Genomic DNA, 19,039 nt, shown 5'->3' on the forward strand with positions numbered 1-19,039 from the left:
TCGCAGGCCGCCTATTCGAGCCGCAGCAGGCGGCCGACGATCGGTGTCGGCGTCGATGTCGCGCTGGAATCGACCTGGAAGGCGTAACGCTTGGCGCCGAGGATGGCGAGATAGCTGCCACCGGGCGTCAGCGACTTCCCGGCCTTGGCAAAGTCATAGAACTTGCCGCCGATCATGACGTCATTCCGGAGCGGCACGCTGATCGCGGGCTCCTTGCCGTCGGTGCGTTCGATCACCAGCGTGCCGCCGCTCTTCGCCTGGATCAGCGGCGCGACGCCGTAGATCGTAGGGAGCCGCGCCGGTGCGCTCGGTGTGTCGGATCGCATGGTCCGGAATGTGGTCGCTGCGCTCTGGTTCGCTTCGCGGTCGGACAGCCGGGCCGCATTGGTGTCGCAGGGCACCTTTTCCCGCTGGACGTCGCCGAGCTGCACGGTGCTCTGCTCGGCGCCCACCAGAACGACGCCTTCACTGATGGTCTCGCGCAGACAGGACTTGAGATAGCTGAGCGTGATGCTCGCCTTCGGGCCGAGTTTGATGATCTTGCCCGGGGCGACGTAGTCCATGAACGCGATGCCGTCGACCTTGCCCTGCACGTCCTCGACGATCGCGGCGGGTGTCTCCGCCACGGCGGGCGCCGCGAAACAAATCACGCCGACGATGGCGCCGATCAGGCTTCTCATGGGCATTCTCTTCCAATTCGACCGATGCTTCCACCGGTCTCCATCCTGGCCCGATACTTTAGCAACGGTGCGCCCAGGCAAGTGTGACCGGAATCACTCTTTGCTATTGGTGCACATTATCAGCAAGAGGTTCAAAGGCGAGGCGGGAGGCTGCATTGCGGCATCCCGGCGCCGGCATTGATCGTCTCAGCAGGCGGCTACGGCCTCGCGAGAATGGTCGACGTCCGGACAATTCCCCATCTTCTGCTCGATCGCGGGCGTGATCGTGGCCCCGGATTTCTGGTATGGCGTCGCGCGCTGTCCGGCTGCGATCTCAACGACCTCGCGCCAGCGTGACAGAAATGCCTCGACGCAGGCCGGATCGAACTGCCGCCCCTTGTGCTCGACCAGGTAGCCGCGCGCAACCTCGAGCGGCATCGGCTCTTTATAGGGCCTGCGCGTGGTCAGGGCGTCGAAGACGTCGGCGACCGCAACCACGCGCGCGGCGATCGGGATCTCATCCGCCTTGAGCCCGTGCGGATAGCCGGCACCGTCCCAGCGTTCGTGATGGCCCGCGGCAATCTGGCCGCCGAGCTGGATCAGCTCGCAACTGGAGTCCGCCAGGATACGTTCGCCGATCGTGGCATGGGTGCGGATGACGGCCATCTCCTCCTCGGTCAATTTGCCGGGCTTGAGGAGGATATTGTCGGGGATGGCGACCTTGCCGACGTCATGCAGGGGGGCGGCCAGATAGATGTCGCGGCATAGCCGGGCCGGCAGGCCGAGTTGCTCGGCGATGATCCGGCTGTACCTGGCGACGCGGAGCGTGTGCTCACCGGTGTCGTTGTCGCGGTATTCGACGGCCAGAGCGAGGCGCAGGATGATCTCTTCCTCGCGCTCAGCGAGCTTCTGGGTCGCGGCCGCGACCGCGCTCGCCAGATCCGCGGCGCGGTCGTTCTGCTTGCGCGCGGCGATCCCGAGCCGAACCAGGTTGCGCAGGCGCACCGTCATCTCGACGCTCTGCGGCTGCTTGGGCAGGAAGTCGGTGGCACCGGCTTGAAGGGCTTCCATCTTGACGTCGTCGGTCTGCCGCGACGTGATCATCGCGATCGGGATGTCGGCGCAGCCGGGCAGGGCGCGGAAGGCGCGGATGAATGTGATGCCGTCCATATGAGGCATCTCGTAGTCGACCAGCGCGAGGTCGAACATGCGCTTGCCCGCACAGGCCAGAGCCTCCACGGGGTCGAGGAAGGTCGTGGCTTCGACGAGACCCTCGGCTTCGATATGCCGTTGCAGGAAGTTGAGGACGGAGCGGCTGTCATCAATCAGAAGTGCTTGGGTCAGCATCGGCGGACGGACTCGTTCGCATGACTGGGCATGACCTCGACGAATAGCTCGCGCGATTTAACGTGGAGCAAACATTCGTTCCGCGGCAAATTGACCCAAGACTGCGCGCAACGCATGGCATCGGGGCGAAGTGCAGGGATCTGCATGCATGCGCGAACTTTTTCAGTTTGTGTCCCGTAGTTGTACGGAGATAGCCATTAGGAGTTTGCATACTCTCCGACACGAATAGTCCCCGCGCTGGATTCGCTCATACGTACAGCGAATCCTTGGAAATTTGGGGGACGAATGCCGTCTGACGTGACTGAGCCGAAGTGGTCCCTACGGCTGCCTGCAGATTGCAGCATCGCCGCGATCCGCAGCGTCTATGACCTGATACGCGAAGCATTCGGCCGGCAGGACCGGCTCGAGATCGATTGCTCCAGCGTCGACAAGGCCGACGTGACCTCGATCCAGCTTCTGTTGTCGACCGCCAAGACGGGCGAGGCCCAAGGCCGCCAGGTGGTCCTGACTTCATTTTCCAAATCTCTGCGCAACACGCTTCACCGCGCCGGCTTCGCCAGCGACGCGATGATCGACCAGCATTTTCCGCAAAAGAAAGATGGCGTCTGATGGCCACGATCCTCACGGTCGACGATTCGCCCAGCATCCGACAGATGATCAAGGTCGTGCTCGAGCCGGCCGGTCACAGCGTGATCGAGGCCGGTGACGGAGCGCAGGGCCTCGCCAAGGCGCAGGCCGGCAAGCTCGACCTCGTCATCACCGATCTGAACATGCCTGTCATGAACGGCCTTGAGCTGATTCGCGCGTTGCGCAAGCTGCCGGGCGTAGTCGGCATGCCAATCGTCTTCCTGACCACCGAATCCAATGACGCGGTGAAGCAGGAAGCAAAGAGCGCCGGCGCCACCGGCTGGATCACCAAGCCGTTCAAGCCGGAGCAGTTGCTCGCCGTCGTCGCCAAGCTGGTGCGCTCATGAGTGCGATGGATCCGACCGAGATCTTTCGCCAGGAAGCCAGTGAGCTGTTCGAGGTCCTGGAAGGGGCCCTGCTCGACCTAGGCCTGCGTCCCGACGACCGCGAGCTTGTCGATTCCGCCTTCCGCGCCCTGCACACGATCAAGGGCTCGGGCGCCATGTTCGGCTTCGACAAGGTCGCGAGCTTCACCCACGAATTCGAGACCGCGTTCGATCGCGTCCGCAAGGGCGAGATCAAGCCGACGCAGGAGCTGATCTCGGTCGCGCTTGCCGCCAAGGACTATATCCGCGCGCTGATCGAAGATCCTCAGTCGACCGACGACATCATCGGCGAAGCGATCCTCGACGACCTCAAGCGCTTCGTGTCCTTCGACCAGCCCGATACGCCGGTCGCCGAGCTTGCCGATGCGCCGTCGCTGGCACCGGCCCAGGCCAAGCAGGCCGGCTGGCACCTCGATCTGGAATTCGAATCCCATATCCTGCGCAACGGCTCGAACCCGCTCGATTTGCTGGAAGACCTCTGCAAGCTCGGCCCCTGCTTCGTCGTGCCGATCACGGACGGCATCCCGTTCCTGGACGAGATGGACCCGGAAGACTGCTATCTGAAGTGGGATGTCAAGCTGCATGCGGCTTGCGGCAAGGATGCGATCGACGACGTCTTCATGTTCGTCCAGGACGAGATGAAGCTCACGCTGTCGCCGCTGGAGCATGTCGAGGCGCCCGCGCCGATGCCGCTGTTCGAGCTGATCGACGACGAGCCGGCCGCAATGGCCGAGCCCGTCGTGCCGGTGGTCCAGGCGGCTCCCGCGCCGGCCGCCCCGCAGCCCGTCGCCAAAAGTGAACCTAAGGCTGAAGCCAAATCCGAAGCAAAGCCGGAGCCGAAATCCGAGGGCAAGCGTGACGAGCGCGGTATCGCCACCGTCCGTGTCCAGGCCGAGCGTCTCGACGAATTGATGGACCGGGTCGGTGAACTCGTCATCGCACAGGCGCGCCTGACCCAGCTTGCCGCCTCCGGCTCCGATCTCTCGATCAAGATGATCGCCGAGGAAATCGAGCGGCTCGCATCGTCCTTGCGCGACACCACGATGGGTGCGCGCATGGTGCCGATCGGTTCGCTGTTCGGCCGCTTCCGCCGCCTCGTGCACGACCTGTCGCGGGATCTGTCGAAGCCGGTCGACTTCGTCACCACGGGCGAGGATACCGAGCTCGACAAGACCATGATCGAGTGCCTGGCCGATCCGCTGGTGCACCTGATCCGCAACGCGATCGACCACGGCATCGAGGACACAGCGACCCGCACGGCCAACGGCAAGACCGAGCAGGGCCGGATCGAGCTCGCCGCCGTTCATTCCGGCGCGCAGGTGCTCGTCACCGTGAAGGACAATGGCGGCGGCCTCAACACCGCGCGCATCCGCGCGAAGGCGGAAGAGCAGGGGCTGATCGCGGCAGGTGCCGTGCTCACCGACCACGAAATCCAACAGTTCCTGTTCCATCCGGGCTTCTCGACCGCGCAGACCATCTCCGCGCTGTCCGGCCGTGGCGTCGGTATGGATGTGGTCAAGCGCACCATCGAGAACATGCGCGGCACGATCGATCTGTCGACCAGGCCGGGCGAGGGCACCACGGTGACCCTGCGCCTGCCGCTGACGCTCGCGATCATCGAAGGTCTTCTGATCCGCGTCGGCGAGGGCCGCTACATCATTCCGCTGTCGGCGGTGGAGGAATGCGTCGAACTGACGGCTGAGGACGAACGTTCTCGCGGCCGCAACTTCCTCAACGTTCGCGGCAATCTCGTGCCGTTCCTGCGGCTGCGCGAGATCATGTCGACGTCGGGCTCGCCCGACCGGCATCAGAAGACCATCATCATCTCGACCGGCGAGACCCGCGTCGGCCTGGTCGCCGACCAGATCATCGGCAACCACCAGACCGTGATCAAGTCGCTATCCAAGCTGCACTCGGACGTGACGATCTTCTCGGGCGCGACCATCCTGGGTGATGGCACGGCCGCGCTGATCCTCGACGTGGCGCAGCTCGTCACGCTGGCGCAGTCGAAGGTCGAGAAGCAACACATCAGCGAGGCGGCGTGATGAACGAGCGGCAGGCGGGCGAGCATCAGGCGGACGCGATGCAGGTGGTCATGATCGGCCTCGGCGAGGAGAAGTTCGCGCTCGACGCGGGCCTCGTCCGCGAGATCATCGATCCGGTGCCGGCAACGAAGGTCGCGGGGGCGCGCTCTTTCGTTCCCAGCGTCATCAACGTGCGCGGCAACGTCATTCCGCTCGCGGATCTGCGCATCCGCTTCGGCATGCCGCAGCTCGACAATTCGGCCGACACCCGCATCGTCGTGATCGAGATCGAGCTCGACAACGAGCCGGTGCTGGTCGGTGTCACCGCCGACAAGGTCTACGAGGTCACGGAAATCTCGCAGACCGCCGTGCAGCAGACGCCGCGCGTCGGCATGCACTGGAAGCCGGAATTCATTCGCTTCATTGCCAAATGGCGCGAGGAGTTCGTCATCGTTCCGAACATGGAACGCATCCTGAACTGAAGCATGCCTTGCGGAATCAACGACTAGGGGCTGAACATGCGATTCTCCATCAAAGCAAAGCTGGCGTGTGCGTTTGGAGCGATCATCGTGCTTGCCGGGGTTACCGGCGGCCTTGCCTACCTGAAGCTCGCGGACCAGGTCGAGGTCTCCGCGGATTTCGTCGTGCGCGCCGCGCGCATCGACAAGTCGGGTGAGCTGCAGAACAACGTACTCTACCAGACCCGCGCGGAGCGGGACATCGTTCTGTCGTCGACCGACGCGGAGATGCAGAAACTCGCCGACGACATCAAGAAGCATCGTGCCGAAGTGAACCGCCTGCTGACCGACATCAAGGCGACGGCCTCGGATGTCGGCAAGCACCTGCTGGACAAGTTTTCCGCATCTTACGACAAGATGAACACCGGCGAGGACGTGATCATCGGTCTGGCGATGAAGAACTCGAACTATCGCGCCAGTCACCTGTGGGCTTCCGAGGGTGTGCCGGTCCTGAAGCAGTGGAACGATGCGCTGGATGCCTCCTTCGTGGAGCTGAATCGCGTGCAGGCTTCGCCCGAGAAGACCGGCGCGCTTGTGGCGCTCCACGTCGTCAGGTTGGAGGGAGTGCGCCTGCAGCGGCAGGTTGCGCTGTCGTTCTCGGCCTCCAGCATGGATGACCTGAATGCCGCGGTGAAGGGAATCGGCGAGCAGGAAGAAGCGCTGCGGGCTGCGATCAAGCAGGGCGTCTCGCCGATCAATGCGGCCGGGCTCTCGCCCACCGCGATCGTCACGCAGACGGACCGGCTCTTCAACATCGTTTCGCGTGTCTCAGGCATCGTGAAGGAAGGTGGCAACATCCGCGCGACGGCGCTCTCGGCGACCGAGGGAACGGCGAACGCCGCCGATGCCATCGCGACATCGGGCGAATACATCACGCTGGTGAAGAAGCAGATGGCGGAAATGTCGGCTGCTTCGGCGCAAGACGCCGCCCGTACGAAGATGCTGCTGTTCAGCGTGATGGGCGTGTCGCTGCTGCTCGGCGTGGGCTCGGCAATCGTGATGGCGCTGAGCATCAGCCGCGGCGTATCCCGCGCGGTGAAGCTCGCCGGCGCGGTCGCGAGCGGAGATCTGAGCCAGACCATCGCGGTCACCAGCAACGATGAGGTCGGCGATCTCGTCCAGTCGCTCAACATGATGGTCGAGAAACTGCGTCAGGTTGTGTCGGAGGCGCTGACCGCGGCTCAGAATGTCTCTGCGGGCAGCCAGGAACTGTCTGCGAGCGCGGAACAGCTGTCGCAAGGCGCGACAGAGCAGGCCTCGTCCGCCGAAGAAGCGTCGTCCTCGATGGAGGAAATGGCGTCGAACGTGAAGCAGAACGCCGATAACGCCAACCAGACCGAGAAGATCGCCGCACAATCGGCACGCGATGCCGAGACTAGTGGCAGCGCCGTCGGCCGGGCGGTTCAGGCGATGCAGACCATCGCCGAGAAGATCACGATCGTGCAGGAGATCGCCCGCCAGACGGATCTGCTCGCGCTCAACGCGGCGGTGGAAGCCGCGCGCGCCGGCGAGCACGGCAAGGGCTTCGCGGTGGTGGCCTCCGAGGTGCGCAAGCTCGCGGAGCGCAGCCAGGCGGCCGCGGCCGAAATCGGCACCCTGTCGACCGAGAGCGTGAAGGTCGCACGGGAGGCCGGCGAAATGCTGTCCAAGCTCGTGCCGGACATCAAGAAGACCGCCGAACTGGTCCAGGAGATCACCGCCGCCTGCCGCGAGCAGGACGTCGGCTCGGCCCAGATCAACCAGGCGATTCAGCAGCTCGACAAGGTCGGCCAACAGAACGCCAGCGCGTCCGAGCAGGTCTCCTCGACCTCGGAAGAGCTGGCGTCACAGGCCGAGCAGTTGCAGTCGACCATCTCCTTCTTCCAGATCGAGCAGGCCAAGCGGAGCGAGCGCACTGCGCCCGCGCCGATCGACAGCGCCGTCACGCAGCTGCGGGCCAAGGCCGCGCGCATGGCTGCCGCGGACCGTGCCGCGAAGAAGCCCGTACCCGTCCTCAAGCCGGCGCGGGCCGTCAAGGTGGCGGGCGGCGGCGGCTTCGCCTTCGACATGCAAGACGGCGAAGACGACCAAGACCGCGACTTCCAACGCTGATCAAGCGGTCCAGCCAGACGCTGGACCGTACTCCTTCGCCAAACCTGGAATCCCTGGACTGTAACATGGCCGCAACCTCGCAATATCTGACGCTCGGTCTCGCCGGAGAGACCTTCGGCATCAGCATCCGCAACGTCCGTGAGATCCTGGACATGCGGCCGATCTCGCGTCTGCCGCACGCGCCGGACTTCCTGCTCGGGATGATCGACGTCCGCGGCAGCGGCTATCCGATCGTCGACCTTCGGATCAAGCTGGGTCTCGAAAGCGTGGCGGCCACCGAGGCCACCCGGATCATCATTCTCGACGTGCCGATGCAGGATCGGCTGGTCGGGGTCGGCTTCGTCGCCGACTGCGTGTTCGAGGTCACCGATATCGACGAGTCCACGCTCGAGCCGGTTCCGTCCGTCGGCGGCCGCTGGCAGTCCGACTACATCGCAGGGATCGGGCGCAAGGGCGACAAGTTCGTGATCATCTTCGATCTGGCGCGCCTGATGGCGGGGACGGACATGGCTTCGCGCGGCGAGGCGGCGATCGAGCTCGCGTAGGGCGACCGAACACAGAACAAGCGTTGAGTGCGTTTCAATCAGACAACGATCTTTGGGGAATTGACTATGAGAATGACGGTTAAGGCGAAGCTGGCTGGCGCATTTGGCGTCGTCATCCTGCTTTCGGGGATCACGGGCGGGCTGGCCTATATGAAGCTGACTCAACTCGCCGAGACCTCGGACGTGCTGGTCCAGCGCGCAGGCCGGATCGACAAGGCCGGCGAGCTCCAGAACTACGTCTTCTATCAGACGCGGGCGGAGCGCGACCTCATCATCGCCTCGACCGACTCTGAGATGCAGAAAGTCGCTGACGACATCAAGCTGTACCGTAAGGAAGCGGTGCGCCTGCGCGACGAAATCTATGCGGCCGCCAGCGAAGCCGGCAGGCGCATGATCGACAAGTTCAACGTCGCCTATGACAAGATGAATGCCGGCGAAGACACGATCATCAAGTTCGCGTCGATGAACTCGAACAACCGCGGCTCCCAGCTTTGGGCGGCTGAAGGCCAGTCGACCCTCAAGGAGTGGAACGACTCGATCGACGCGACTTTCAACGAAGCCAACCGCGCACCGAATTCCGCGGAACGTGGCGGTGCTCTGATGGCACTGCAGACGATCCGGCTTGAAGGCGCTCGCGCGCAGCGGCAGGTCGCCCTGACGTTCTCCGTGACCAGCATGGACGATCTGAATGGTGCGATGAAGGTGCTTGGTGACCGCACCACGGCGCTCCAGAACGCTGTGCAGCAGGCCGGTCCGGCGCTGGCGGCGGCCGGTCTCTCCTCCGGGACGCTGACGGCGCAGACTGACCGCGTCATCAAGATCATGACCCGCGTCGGCGATATCGTGAAGGAGGGCGGCAACATCCGAGCCGCCACTCTCGCCTCGACGGAAGGAAAGGCGAATGCGGCGGAAGCCGTCTCGGCTGCGGGCGACTACATCACGCTGACGAAGAAGATCATGGCGGACGTTGCCGCCGAGGCCGCCCAGGAAGCCGGTCAAGCCAAGCTCCTCATGGTGTGCATCATCATCGTCTCGCTGCTGGTTGCAGCCGGGTCGGCCATCTGGATCGCTCTCAACATCAGCAAGGGGCTCGGCCGCGCGGTCGATCTCGCCAACGCCGTCGCGATCGGCGATCTCAGCAAGAAGATCGACGTCTCCAGCGACGACGAGGTCGGCGATCTCATCAAGTCGCTGAACGCGATGACCGTGAACCTCAATGCGACGGCTGCCGTCGCCAACGAGATCGCGCACGGCAATTTGATGGTGGAAGCCAAGCCGCTCTCGGACAAGGACACGCTTGGTATCGCTCTGGAGCGGATGGTCGAGAAGCTTCGGCAGATCGTCGCCGAAGCCCTCACCGCGGCGCAGAACGTTTCCGCCGGCAGCCAGGAGCTCTCGGCCAGCGCCGAGCAGCTCTCGCAGGGCGCGACGGAGCAGGCGTCCTCCGCGGAGGAAGCCTCTTCCTCGATGGAGGAAATGGCTGCAAACGTGAAGCAGAACGCCGACAACGCCAACCAGACCGAGAAGATCGCTGCGCAATCCGCCAAGGACGCTGAAGCCAGCGGCGCCGCGGTCGGACGGGCGGTCGAGGCCATGCAGACGATCGCCGAGAAGATCACCATCGTTCAGGAAATCGCACGGCAGACCGACCTGCTCGCCCTCAACGCCGCGGTCGAGGCTGCCCGCGCAGGCGAGCACGGCAAGGGCTTTGCGGTGGTGGCGTCCGAGGTCCGCAAACTGGCCGAGCGTAGCCAGGCAGCGGCCGCGGAAATCGGTTCTCTGTCGAGCGAGACCGTGAAGGTCGCGCAGGAAGCCGGCAGCATGCTTGCCAAGCTGGTTCCCGATATCAAGAGGACTGCGGAGCTCGTGGAGGAGATCACGTCGGCCTGCCGCGAGCAGGACGTCGGTTCGTCGCAGATCAACCAGGCGATCCAGCAGCTCGACAAGGTCGGCCAGCAGAATGCGAGCGCCTCCGAAGAGGTCTCCTCGACCTCCGAAGAGCTCGCCTCGCAGGCCGAGCAGTTGCAGTCGACCATCGCCTATTTCCGCATCGAGCAAGGCGGGAATGAGCGGGCCGCCGCGCCGATCGACAAGGCGGTTCATCAGCTGCGGGCAAAGGCGGCCAGCATGGCGGCTGTCGAGCGCCCGGCCAAGAAGCCGCAGGCCAAGCCGGTTCGTGCGGCAAAGGCTGCCAACGGCGGTGGCTTCGCCTTCGACATGAACGACGGCGAAGACGATCGGGACGCCGATTTCCAGCGCTAGTAGATAATGGAGACGGATCGGCCTTCTCCGCGAGGAGAAGGCCGATCGCTTTCAGCGATTGAATCAACGCGTGAGACGCAGGATGGCCGAGTTGGCCCGACATTTGACGCACGGCTTCGCCGGGGCGCTTCCCGGCGACGGAGCGCATCCATGATGCACGCCGTGCAGGGATCGGCCGTCCATCTTTCCGATCGTCACTTTCGGACCATCGCCGAGCTGATCGAAGGCCAGGTCGGGATCAAGCTGCCGCCCGGCAAGCGGCTGATGCTTGAGGGGCGTCTGCACAAGCGGGTGCGCGCGCTGAATTATTCCGGCTTGAACGAGTATGTCGACAATCTGTTCGAAGCGGATCTGTTCGAAAGCGAGCTGACGCATCTCATCGATGTCGTGACCACCAACAAGACCGATTTCTTCCGCGAGCCGCAGCACTTCTCGTTCATGCGGGACGTTGCCGTGCCCGCGCTGCTCAAGACGCATGGGCGAAAGAATGCAAAGCTGAAGATCTGGAGCGCGGCCTCGTCGACCGGAATGGAGGCCTACACCATCACCATGGTGATGGACGACATGATCCGGAACGGAGAGAAGTTTCAGTATCGGGTTCTCGGGACGGACGTCTCGACGGCGGTCCTGCGCCTCGCCAAGGCCGGAATCTACACCCGCGACGTGCTGGCGCCCGTGCCGGACAATTTCATCAAGCGATACTTCCTTTCGTCGAGGGATCGGATGCGCGGCGAGGTGCGTGTCGTGCCGGAATTGCGGCGGATGACGCACTTCATGCGGATGAACCTCATGGATGCGTCCTATCCCGTCGATCGGGACGTCGACATCATCTTTTGCCGCAACGTTCTGATCTATTTTGAGCGAGAGACCCAGCGTAAGGTCGTTCAGCAATTGTGCACCCATCTGCGCCCAGGCGGCTACCTGCTGGTCGGTCATTCGGAATCGATGATTCACAGTGCCGTGCCCGGACTGAAGCAGGTCCAGCCCACCATTTTCCAGGTCTGATCGGAGCGTCACCAGGATGCCGGTAGAGAAAGTTCGCGTACTGGTCGTGGACGATTCGGCGTCGGTGCGCCAAATCCTTCAGACGATCCTGAACGAGGATCCCGAGATCGAGGTGATGGGGACCGCTGCCGATCCGTTCGCGGCGGCGCGCCGCCTCCAGAACGAAATTCCCGATGTCATCATCCTCGATATCGAGATGCCGCGCATGGACGGCATGACGTTCCTTCGCAAGATCATGGCTCAGCGGCCGATTCCCGTCATCATCTGCTCCTCGCTGACCGAGGAAGGTTCGAACGTGATGTTCGAGGCGTTCGAGGCCGGCGCCGTCGATATCGTGCCGAAGCCGAAGATCGACACGAGGCAGGCGCTGCTGGAGTGTTCCACACGGCTGCGTGAGGCCGTCAAATCGGCCGCGCGCGCACGCGTGCGCCCACGTGCAGAGCGGCGGGCGATCGAGCGGAAGCTGACGGCGGATGCGATCATTCCGCCGCCGGTCCTGGGCCGGTCGCGGCCGACGACCGAGCGCATCGTCTGCATCGGCGCCTCCACCGGAGGCACGGAAGCTTTGAACGACGTGCTGGAGATGCTCCCGCCCGCTTGTCCGGGCATCCTGATCGTGCAGCACATGCCGCCGGGCTTTACTGCGGCCTTCGCCAAGCGCCTCGACGGCGTTTGCCAGATTCGCGTCAAGGAAGCCGAGGATGGCGAGCCCGTGCTGCCGGGATGCGCTTATATCGCGCCCGGCGCTCGTCACATGCTCCTCCAGCGCATCGGCCTTCGCTACCAGATCGCGATCAAGGATGGTCCGCCGGTGTCGCGCCACCGCCCTTCGGTGGACGTGCTGTTCCGCTCGGCGGCCCAGCATGCCGGCGCCAATGCGCTCGGCGTCATCATGACGGGCATGGGTGACGATGGCGCGCGGGGGATGCTGGAGATGCGCAAGCTCGGCGCCTCGACGCGGGCGCAGGACGAGGAGAGCTGCGTGGTGTTCGGCATGCCCAAGGAAGCCATCGCCCGCGGCGGCGCCGAGAAGATCGTCTCGTTGCACCAGATTCCGCGCGAGATCATGCTCTGGTATCAGGCCGGGCACGCTGCGGTGGCGGGTTGAGCGCAATGTCCGCAGCTCCGGGTAGCATGTTCGCCGAGGCGATTACGGCGATCGAAGACGTGTCGTCACGGATCGAGGACGTGTTCGCACGGGTCGGTCACGAGCTCGGTCGCGGCCACATCATCTTCAAGGAGCTCAATCACGGCCTTGCGACGTTGTCCGCGGAATTGTCCGGCGCCGAGATCGAGGGCGCGGCGACCGCGCTGCAGGAGATCGCAGCGCGCCTGAGCGACCTGGCGCAGGCGCTGCCTGCCGAAAGCGCGTTGCTCGATACGATCGGCAAGAGCACCGCGGAGGCCTCCGCGCTCCTCAAGCCGCTGTTCAAGCACATCCAGATGATCACCATCATCGCGCGTAGCGCCCGGATCGAGGCGGCCTCGCTCGACGGCGATCGCGAGGGCTTTCTCGCTTTCACGCAGGAGGCCTATGATCTCGGCAAGGCTGTGCAGGGATCGATCGAAGGCTGCGCACGGGATCAGCAGCGCCTGTCGGAGGCGGTCGCCACCGCGTCGGGCCGCCAGAAAGAATTCGAGAGCCGTTACCGGGATCAATTGGTGTCGGAGAGCGCCGAGCTGGCCTCGGCCTATTCCGGATTGCGCGAGCAGCGTGGCAGCAGCAGCCATCTCGCCGACCTCGCCAGCGCGAGTACCCGGAAGATCGCGGAGGCCGTCGGCAGTGCGATCATTTCCTTGCAGGCGGGCGACAGTACGCGCCAGCGTCTCGAGCACGTCTGTCACGGCGTCGGCATCGCATCCGGCTCTGCCCCAAGCCTCGTTCCGGAACCGGTCGCGAGCGACGACGGGGCTCGCGCGATTTGCCAGTTGCAGGCGATCCAGCTCAGGGACGCGCAACGGGAGTTCGGCGGCGACATCGGCCAGATCGTTCGAGCGCTGACGGCCATTCTGCGTGACGCCGGCAGCGTCGTCGGTCAGGGCCGCGCGCTGTTCGGCGGCGAGGACGGCGACTCGTCCTCGTTCCTGGCAAGGATCAAGCACACGCTGGCGCAGGCATCGACGCTCATCGCCACATGCGAGGGCGCGGGCCGTCTGGTCGACGAGGCCCTGGCGATCGTCGAGGAGACGCTGGCGAAGTTCCGTCAGGCCATCGCAGGGCTCTCGGAGGCCACGATCGACATCACCCTCATCGGGATGAATGCCGGCCTGAAAGCGAGCCATCTCGGCAGCCGGGGCAGCGCGTTCGTCGTGATCGCCAACGAGCTCAAGGCGACCGCCGATCAGGTCTCGGCGGGGGCGGGACGGCTGCGTCCGGTGCTCGACAGCATCGAGCGGTCGGCCAATGGATTGAAGGAACTTCGCGTGCAGGGCGACCCCGCGCAACTCGCCAAGCTCGAACCGCAGATTCTCCAGGCGTTGCGCGAGGTCGAGGGCGGTAACGAACGGCTTGGCAAGCTGATGCGCCGTCTGGTCGACGAGGGGGCGGAATTCGAGGGCCTGATGAATTCAGCCCACGGCCTGATGACCACGCTCGGCGAGAGCTCGGCGGCCTTGCCGGCGGTTGCCGCTCGGCTCGAAACGACGAGCGCCGGCGCGCAGCGGCCGCAGCCGCTGGCGGAAGACCAGGCGATGCTCGACGATCTCTTCGCGCGCTACACCATGGAATGCGAACGCGACGTCCATCGCGAATTCCTGCAAACGCTCGGACTGTCGTCGAGCGCTGCGGCGCGCCGCGTCGAGGCCGTCGATGCCGCGGACGACGGCATAGAATTGTTCTGACGTCGCCGTCGGCTGTCGAGTCAGATATGATTCGAATGATCGGGTTTTCGAGACGTTAACCGTTCCGAAAATGCCGTGTACTCCGTCATTGTCGCGCCCCAGAGTTGATCGCAAATACAGGTCAATTTTCACGACGGGTGCGTCGCAATGCTGAGAGACGGCAAATACGCTGCATGGTTCAGGACCCCGCATGGCCAGGGGACTGGCGTCGTGCATCTCGCGGGCGGTCGTATTTCGGGCAGCGACAGCTTCTTCACCTATGGCGGCTCCTACCACATGGAGCAGCAGCGCTTCTCGGCCGTGCTGAGCGTGAAGCGGCACGCGGATGGTCAGCCAAGCGTGTTCGGACCGGACGAGGTCGAGGTCAATCTGACCGGTGTGTGCCACGGCTCGGTAGCGACCTGTACCGGCGCAGCCAGGGAAGCCCCTGAAGTCACCTTCGAGGCGACGCTGATTTACAGCCAGGAAGATGCCACGGCTGTGGAGGCCAAATGCGCGGTCGTGGCACTCAATGCCGACAGGCTGCCGAAGGGCCTCGACGGCCGTTCCCGGGCTCGTCATCCGCTTGTGCCGCCCAAGGCGCCGGCGCCTGGTGGCTCTTAGTCTTGCGTTGACGCTGTTGCCGCGAAAACATGGTGCCACCGTGCTGCTGCAACCATGCCTTCAGGTGTGAAACCTAGACAGAGGCGAATAACGAGGGACGGACGGGAACCATGCCTCAGATCTGGATGACATATGACGAGTTCGGCGCACTCAGCGGCTGCAGCGCTGCCGAAGCAAGGCTGCGCGCGCTGGATCTATCGCTCGACCGCCGCAAGAGCCGCGATGGGACCACCCGCGTCAAGCTGAACTTCGCATTGATGGCCCGATTCTTCGAGACCATTCGCGAAGGCGAATTCGATCTCGATGATGCGGTTGCGGCATTGCGCGATACACATCGGCAGATGTCCAGGGCTCTCCCGGCCGAGCAGATTGGCACCGCGCGGCGTTCGGCGTGACGGCGCGTCTCCGGTCTCAGTGAAATTGCGCTTCGTTCTTGCCGGCCGCTTGATCGGACTTGGGGCCTTCGCGACCTGATGACCGATCTTACGAAGGAGGCCTCGGAAGGAAGATCAGGATCGCCTGGGCGAGGATGACACCGACCACGCCGCCCGCCGATTTCTGAAGCGCATCGATCAATCTGGCATCGCGATCCAGTGTGAATGTCTGCAGGGCTTCAAGCCCGATCGCCACGGCCATCACCAGCGTGCAAGCCAGCGCGATCCGTCCGGGCAACAAGAACGACAGAAGAAACCCCAACAGTCCGTAGGCACTGAAACGTTCGAGGACGATGATCCAATACGCTTCGGAATGCCCCACAAGGGCAGGCCTGCCCGACATCTTTACGAGCGTGGCGTAGACAATGAGCCCGAGGCAGATCGCCGTGGCTGCGATGAGATGGCTCCGCTGCATCGCTTCATCTTAATGGTCCCGCCAGCGGTTCGCTTCGAAAGACGAGAACATCGTTAAGTCTCTGCTCCTGGCGGCCTCGAGGCGGCGCCTCGCATGCGTCGCGAGAGCGGTGGTACGGCCGTGGTCAGGTCTTTTTTGCGCTCTTCGATTTGAGCGACAGGCCGAGCCGCAAGGCCATGCGCTTGATGGCATCGGGCGACCGGCCGAGCTGCTTCGCTGCGTCTTCCAGCGATCTTGAAGACTTGGCCAGTTCCATCAGCCGGCGGTCCTCCTTGAATGACCAGGGCTTACGCGCCATGACCGAAATGATCCTCTCGTATCGACAAAGCCGCCAAGCGGACCCACGTCCGCTCGACGGCTTTGCTTGGGTGGGGCCAGGCCTTGGGGAAGCCTGGTGACGAGATGGATATTCGATCGGTGAGGGTGCGCAACAAGCAACGCGCATTAAGATAACTGCTCAACCTTACCGAGCCTCGGATTGGTGCGTGGCTACCCGCGTTCGCGAACGAGGTGCGTCGTATGGCTTCGATCGTCTCTTCGACAGCCACGACTGCCGGAAGCGAGCGTCGGTCATGCCGAGTGCACCGCGTGGGTAACCAAGCTCGGTTAGGTTAAGGCGCGGCTCCTCTTGCGAGTCCGGCATCGCGATGCCTAGATCGCAGGCGTTTGATAAGAGAATAGTCCGGTTTCGTGGGCCGGAATGACGGGGGCGGCCGCAGTTGCGACGCCGAGTGGCCGTCATCCCGTCTCCAAGTTGCCGTCTTGGATTTTTATCCCGTTGTCTGACTTCCCAGGAGCGCCTCGATCATGACGGATCAAGCGGACAAGCATCATGCGCCCCGGCGGTATTTCGTCGATGCCGAGGGTCACCGCGTGCTGATCGGTCTTTCCTCCGAAGAAACGAGCGAATTCGAGGCGCTGGACGGTATTCTCGCGCTCGATACGACCACGGGGCGGGCCACGGACGGCGCAATCCGGGCGACGCGCTGGCTGCAGATCTACGAAAAGCACGACGCGGCCTGGAAGACCTGGATTGCGCAAAGCCGCGCAGAACACGCCCGAAATTCAATCTTTGTTAACCACGACTGATCGATGCTGCCGGCCTGTACCCCTCGAACCGGGATGGCCCCGATGTTCCAGCTATTCCTGCGAGCACGAGCCCACAATTTCCTCGGCGATCGTCGGGGCGAGAAACCTTTCAAGGCCCGGTCGGCCGAGCGTGACGCCGAAACCGATCACGTGCGGGTCGCCTCGGTCATGACGGCAATCGAGACGGCGCTCCAGGAGGCCGAGCGGGAGCAGGTCGGGCTCAATCGACGCGTCGAGGACGCGCTGGCGCGGGCCTCGGTCACCTTCGGCAACGGCACCGATGAATATCTGGAGCGGGAAACGCTCGACAGCCACCACCAGGATCTGTTCGCAACGGACATTTCAAACGGCCAGCGGCGTCTCAAGGAACTCACCGCGACGATCGGACATCTGAAGTTCGTCAAGGCGGCGCTGCTCACGCGATTCCCGGACTTCAAGCCGACCCAGCTCAGCAGCTGAAGACGTCGTCGGAGACCGCACTCCTCGTGCGAGGTCTCCCGCGCTCCGCTCGACCGCATACGCCGTAAATCGACATGCACTGCGATGGGCCGCCTGAATTGGCGCGCGGCTGCCATCGGCTGTCCTCCGATTGCACGACGCGGCGTCTTGCTCGCAGGGGCATAATGGTCGGCGTCAAGAGCAGCCCATGTGCACGGATCGGCCTCACCAGGATTCAGGAATTGAGACGTTGCTCCGGCCCGTTGCTGCGAAGGATTTCTCGGGGCTGCACGACCCGGTATCGGAACGGTGCCTGGCCATGATGCCGGGCGCCACGGAGCGGACCACGATGTCGTCCGTTCCGTGCCCGCAGCCGAAGAGCGCGGCCTTCGAATTTGATCCAGCAGCCATGAGGACAAGCCGGCGCGATTGCAAACCGTGCCACGGTCCGGGCGAGCGGATGTGAAGCCTTACGACATGCAACATGCATGCAGGCGATGGTTGATCGACCGGAGATTGGTATGAATGTGAGAACGACCAGATTGGAGGATCTTTCCGTCGTGGAGTTGACGGACCTCTACGAGCGTATTCGACCTCTTCTCGCCAAAAGGATCGAGCAGGAAAAACGCAAGCTGGAGGCTGCGCTTGCCAGGCTGAGCAATGACACGGCATCTCCACGCGCATCCGAGCGGCGCGTCATCGCAGCCAGCGGCTCGCACCACAAGACACGTCGGAAATATCCTCCGGTCCTGCCCAAATATCGCAATCCGACTGATCGCTCGCAAACCTGGGCCGGCCGCGGCAAGCAGCCGCGGTGGCTGGTTTCGCAGCTCAAGGCCGGAAAGAAGATCGAAGATTTCCTGATCAGGAAGGCGGGCGCGACGCAGAGCGCCTGAAGTCGACGGCCTTTCCGCCGGCCCGGATCGGGCCCGCGCCGAGGCCATTCAAATCACTTGTCGGTCTTCTCGGGAGTCGTATCGACGTTGCCGCCATTGTCGACGCACTTCTTGAAGAACTCTCGTTGAGCCTGGCCGCTGCCCTTCGCGCTGCCGGCGGCGGGATTGGCCGGCTGACGGGGTGGAAACTGCTTTTCGACGAGTCCGTTGCACTTCTTGGCGACCTCGACGGTGATGGCCGACGCATTGGTCGGCAACATCAGGGTTGCCGCTGCAAGCAGCGCCACGGCACCTGTCATCAGTTTCCAGTCAGCGTGCATGCTCCAACTCCCATGGCCCAGCCGTTGAGGCAGAGCGGTATAGTAACACTCGTTGCCGGGCAGGCAACGTTGGCGCAGCGTGATCGTTCATCGCACCGGCACGAAATCGTCAGGCCTGCGTTCCCGGTCCGGTGATCCCTGAAACCGAAACAGGCCGCGGCTGGTCGAGACGATGTCGCCGGGAAGCAGGCTGTCATCCTCGAGGATGCGTTTTGAGGCCTCTTCGGCAAGGTCTTTGGCGGTCGACTGCTGGTAGATGGGAAGCCCCTTGCGCTCACGCCGCATCTGGGTAGCCCGTTCGCGGGACGCCTTGAGCGTGTCCTGCCATTGCTCCCGACTCATCTCGGGCGGGGGAGGGGCCTCGTCGAGCACCTCCTGGGCGAGGCACGTCACGGAACCGAGCGTGGCCAGATGAACGATCGCCAAGAAGGTCAGTCTCTGTTTCATGGGTTCAATATAGATGGCCCATTCGATACTGAAAGCGTTCCGTGAAACCCGATCGCCTCGGCTGCCGGACTGCCCGTATCCGCCCGTGTTCC

General features: G+C 63.8%; 21 protein-coding genes. 15 read left to right on the forward strand and 6 right to left on the reverse strand.

The features are described 5' to 3' along the window. Positions 1-11: 11 nt before the first annotated feature. Positions 12-680, reverse strand: coding sequence for a hypothetical protein (locus QM712_RS02895; RefSeq protein ID WP_415021527.1), 669 nt, complete (start codon positions 678-680; stop codon positions 12-14). A 186-nt stretch (positions 681-866) separates the two neighbouring features. Further along, positions 867-2,006, reverse strand: coding sequence for an HD domain-containing phosphohydrolase (locus QM712_RS02900; protein ID WP_415021528.1), 1,140 nt, complete (start codon positions 2,004-2,006; stop codon positions 867-869). A gap of 285 nt (positions 2,007-2,291) precedes the next feature. Here QM712_RS02900 and QM712_RS02905 point away from each other — a divergent pair, with 285 nt between their 5' ends. The 12 genes from QM712_RS02905 to QM712_RS02960 all read left to right on the forward strand — a co-directional run bounded on the left by QM712_RS02905 (position 2,292) and on the right by QM712_RS02960 (position 15,303). Then, entirely contained in the window at positions 2,292-2,615 is a 324-nt protein-coding gene (locus tag QM712_RS02905) for an STAS domain-containing protein (RefSeq protein ID WP_415021529.1), read from the forward strand. After that, positions 2,615-2,980, forward strand: coding sequence for a response regulator (locus QM712_RS02910; protein ID WP_415021530.1), 366 nt, complete (start codon positions 2,615-2,617; stop codon positions 2,978-2,980). Before QM712_RS02905 ends, QM712_RS02910 begins: the two co-directional genes overlap by 1 nt. Continuing rightward, the gene (locus QM712_RS02915; RefSeq protein WP_415021531.1) at positions 2,977-5,064 is read left to right on the forward strand and encodes a chemotaxis protein CheA; all 2,088 of its coding nucleotides are present in this window, start codon (positions 2,977-2,979) and stop codon (positions 5,062-5,064) included. Before QM712_RS02910 ends, QM712_RS02915 begins: the two co-directional genes overlap by 4 nt. Then, positions 5,064-5,525 (forward strand): chemotaxis protein CheW, encoded by a 462-nt coding sequence (locus tag QM712_RS02920; RefSeq protein WP_415021532.1) that lies wholly within the window; start codon positions 5,064-5,066, stop codon positions 5,523-5,525. Before QM712_RS02915 ends, QM712_RS02920 begins: the two co-directional genes overlap by 1 nt. A 36-nt stretch (positions 5,526-5,561) precedes the next feature. Next, entirely contained in the window at positions 5,562-7,652 is a 2,091-nt protein-coding gene (locus QM712_RS02925) for a methyl-accepting chemotaxis protein (RefSeq protein WP_415021533.1), read from the forward strand. A 65-nt stretch (positions 7,653-7,717) separates the two neighbouring features. Continuing rightward, positions 7,718-8,197 carry a chemotaxis protein CheW gene (locus QM712_RS02930; RefSeq protein ID WP_415021534.1) on the forward strand — a complete coding sequence of 160 codons (480 nt, stop codon included), beginning with the start codon at positions 7,718-7,720 and terminating at the stop codon, positions 8,195-8,197. 66 nt (positions 8,198-8,263) lie between these two features. Continuing rightward, positions 8,264-10,459, forward strand: a complete 2,196-nt coding sequence (locus tag QM712_RS02935) for a methyl-accepting chemotaxis protein (RefSeq protein WP_415021535.1) — start codon at positions 8,264-8,266, stop codon at positions 10,457-10,459. Between the two features lie 150 nt (positions 10,460-10,609). After that, entirely contained in the window at positions 10,610-11,464 is an 855-nt protein-coding gene (locus QM712_RS02940) for a CheR family methyltransferase (RefSeq protein ID WP_415021536.1), read from the forward strand. 16 nt (positions 11,465-11,480) lie between these two features. Beyond that, the gene (locus tag QM712_RS02945; RefSeq protein ID WP_415021537.1) at positions 11,481-12,572 is read left to right on the forward strand and encodes a protein-glutamate methylesterase/protein-glutamine glutaminase; all 1,092 of its coding nucleotides are present in this window, start codon (positions 11,481-11,483) and stop codon (positions 12,570-12,572) included. A 5-nt stretch (positions 12,573-12,577) separates the two neighbouring features. Continuing rightward, positions 12,578-14,305 (forward strand): chemotaxis protein, encoded by a 1,728-nt coding sequence (locus QM712_RS02950; protein ID WP_415021538.1) that lies wholly within the window; start codon positions 12,578-12,580, stop codon positions 14,303-14,305. 147 nt (positions 14,306-14,452) lie between these two features. Continuing rightward, positions 14,453-14,908 (forward strand): hypothetical protein, encoded by a 456-nt coding sequence (locus QM712_RS02955; protein WP_415021539.1) that lies wholly within the window; start codon positions 14,453-14,455, stop codon positions 14,906-14,908. Positions 14,909-15,018: 110 nt separating this feature from the next. Continuing rightward, entirely contained in the window at positions 15,019-15,303 is a 285-nt protein-coding gene (locus QM712_RS02960) for a hypothetical protein (protein WP_415021540.1), read from the forward strand. Positions 15,304-15,391: 88 nt separating this feature from the next. Here QM712_RS02960 and QM712_RS02965 read toward each other — a convergent pair whose 3' ends face one another. Both QM712_RS02965 and QM712_RS02970 read right to left on the reverse strand, forming a co-directional pair. Next, the gene (locus QM712_RS02965; RefSeq protein ID WP_415021541.1) at positions 15,392-15,757 is read right to left on the reverse strand and encodes a VanZ family protein; all 366 of its coding nucleotides are present in this window, start codon (positions 15,755-15,757) and stop codon (positions 15,392-15,394) included. Positions 15,758-15,881: 124 nt separating this feature from the next. Then, complete coding sequence (locus tag QM712_RS02970) at positions 15,882-16,055, reverse strand: hypothetical protein (protein ID WP_415021542.1); 174 nt, start codon at positions 16,053-16,055, stop codon at positions 15,882-15,884. Between the two features lie 509 nt (positions 16,056-16,564). On the opposite strand from QM712_RS02970, the gene QM712_RS02975 reads away from it, so the two are divergent. The 3 genes from QM712_RS02975 to QM712_RS02985 all read left to right on the forward strand — a co-directional run bounded on the left by QM712_RS02975 (position 16,565) and on the right by QM712_RS02985 (position 18,180). Beyond that, a complete protein-coding gene (locus QM712_RS02975; RefSeq protein WP_415021543.1) occupies positions 16,565-16,846 on the forward strand; it encodes a hypothetical protein in 282 nt (93 codons plus the stop codon). Positions 16,847-16,888: 42 nt separating this feature from the next. After that, the gene (locus QM712_RS02980) at positions 16,889-17,305 is read left to right on the forward strand and encodes a hypothetical protein (protein WP_415021544.1); all 417 of its coding nucleotides are present in this window, start codon (positions 16,889-16,891) and stop codon (positions 17,303-17,305) included. Between the two features lie 467 nt (positions 17,306-17,772). Continuing rightward, positions 17,773-18,180 (forward strand): H-NS family nucleoid-associated regulatory protein, encoded by a 408-nt coding sequence (locus tag QM712_RS02985; protein ID WP_415021545.1) that lies wholly within the window; start codon positions 17,773-17,775, stop codon positions 18,178-18,180. A gap of 53 nt (positions 18,181-18,233) precedes the next feature. Here QM712_RS02985 and QM712_RS02990 read toward each other — a convergent pair whose 3' ends face one another. Together QM712_RS02990 and QM712_RS02995 are read right to left on the reverse strand one after the other, a co-directional pair. Then, entirely contained in the window at positions 18,234-18,500 is a 267-nt protein-coding gene (locus QM712_RS02990) for a hypothetical protein (protein ID WP_415021546.1), read from the reverse strand. An 87-nt stretch (positions 18,501-18,587) separates the two neighbouring features. Then, the gene (locus QM712_RS02995; protein ID WP_415021547.1) at positions 18,588-18,926 is read right to left on the reverse strand and encodes a hypothetical protein; all 339 of its coding nucleotides are present in this window, start codon (positions 18,924-18,926) and stop codon (positions 18,588-18,590) included. Between the last annotated feature and the right edge of the window lie 113 nt (positions 18,927-19,039).

This window comes from Bradyrhizobium sp. (assembly GCF_047605465.1).
GTDB lineage: Bacteria > Pseudomonadota > Alphaproteobacteria > Rhizobiales > Xanthobacteraceae > Bradyrhizobium.

What these genes read in the sequence shown, in the direction of transcription:
- QM712_RS02895 (WP_415021527.1), bottom strand. Translation starts at nt 680, where the DNA reads ATGAGAAGCCTGATCGGCGCCATCGTCGGCGTGATTTGTTTCGCGGCG.
- QM712_RS02900 (WP_415021528.1), bottom strand. Translation starts at nt 2,006, where the DNA reads ATGCTGACCCAAGCACTTCTGATTGATGACAGCCGCTCCGTCCTCAAC.
- QM712_RS02905 (WP_415021529.1), top strand. Translation starts at nt 2,292, where the DNA reads ATGCCGTCTGACGTGACTGAGCCGAAGTGGTCCCTACGGCTGCCTGCA.
- QM712_RS02910 (WP_415021530.1), top strand. Translation starts at nt 2,615, where the DNA reads ATGGCCACGATCCTCACGGTCGACGATTCGCCCAGCATCCGACAGATG.
- QM712_RS02915 (WP_415021531.1), top strand. Translation starts at nt 2,977, where the DNA reads ATGAGTGCGATGGATCCGACCGAGATCTTTCGCCAGGAAGCCAGTGAG.
- QM712_RS02920 (WP_415021532.1), top strand. Translation starts at nt 5,064, where the DNA reads ATGAACGAGCGGCAGGCGGGCGAGCATCAGGCGGACGCGATGCAGGTG.
- QM712_RS02925 (WP_415021533.1), top strand. Translation starts at nt 5,562, where the DNA reads ATGCGATTCTCCATCAAAGCAAAGCTGGCGTGTGCGTTTGGAGCGATC.
- QM712_RS02930 (WP_415021534.1), top strand. Translation starts at nt 7,718, where the DNA reads ATGGCCGCAACCTCGCAATATCTGACGCTCGGTCTCGCCGGAGAGACC.
- QM712_RS02935 (WP_415021535.1), top strand. Translation starts at nt 8,264, where the DNA reads ATGAGAATGACGGTTAAGGCGAAGCTGGCTGGCGCATTTGGCGTCGTC.
- QM712_RS02940 (WP_415021536.1), top strand. Translation starts at nt 10,610, where the DNA reads ATGATGCACGCCGTGCAGGGATCGGCCGTCCATCTTTCCGATCGTCAC.
- QM712_RS02945 (WP_415021537.1), top strand. Translation starts at nt 11,481, where the DNA reads ATGCCGGTAGAGAAAGTTCGCGTACTGGTCGTGGACGATTCGGCGTCG.
- QM712_RS02950 (WP_415021538.1), top strand. Translation starts at nt 12,578, where the DNA reads ATGTCCGCAGCTCCGGGTAGCATGTTCGCCGAGGCGATTACGGCGATC.
- QM712_RS02955 (WP_415021539.1), top strand. Translation starts at nt 14,453, where the DNA reads ATGCTGAGAGACGGCAAATACGCTGCATGGTTCAGGACCCCGCATGGC.
- QM712_RS02960 (WP_415021540.1), top strand. Translation starts at nt 15,019, where the DNA reads ATGCCTCAGATCTGGATGACATATGACGAGTTCGGCGCACTCAGCGGC.
- QM712_RS02965 (WP_415021541.1), bottom strand. Translation starts at nt 15,757, where the DNA reads ATGCAGCGGAGCCATCTCATCGCAGCCACGGCGATCTGCCTCGGGCTC.
- QM712_RS02970 (WP_415021542.1), bottom strand. Translation starts at nt 16,055, where the DNA reads ATGGCGCGTAAGCCCTGGTCATTCAAGGAGGACCGCCGGCTGATGGAA.
- QM712_RS02975 (WP_415021543.1), top strand. Translation starts at nt 16,565, where the DNA reads ATGACGGATCAAGCGGACAAGCATCATGCGCCCCGGCGGTATTTCGTC.
- QM712_RS02980 (WP_415021544.1), top strand. Translation starts at nt 16,889, where the DNA reads ATGTTCCAGCTATTCCTGCGAGCACGAGCCCACAATTTCCTCGGCGAT.
- QM712_RS02985 (WP_415021545.1), top strand. Translation starts at nt 17,773, where the DNA reads ATGCAGGCGATGGTTGATCGACCGGAGATTGGTATGAATGTGAGAACG.
- QM712_RS02990 (WP_415021546.1), bottom strand. Translation starts at nt 18,500, where the DNA reads ATGCACGCTGACTGGAAACTGATGACAGGTGCCGTGGCGCTGCTTGCA.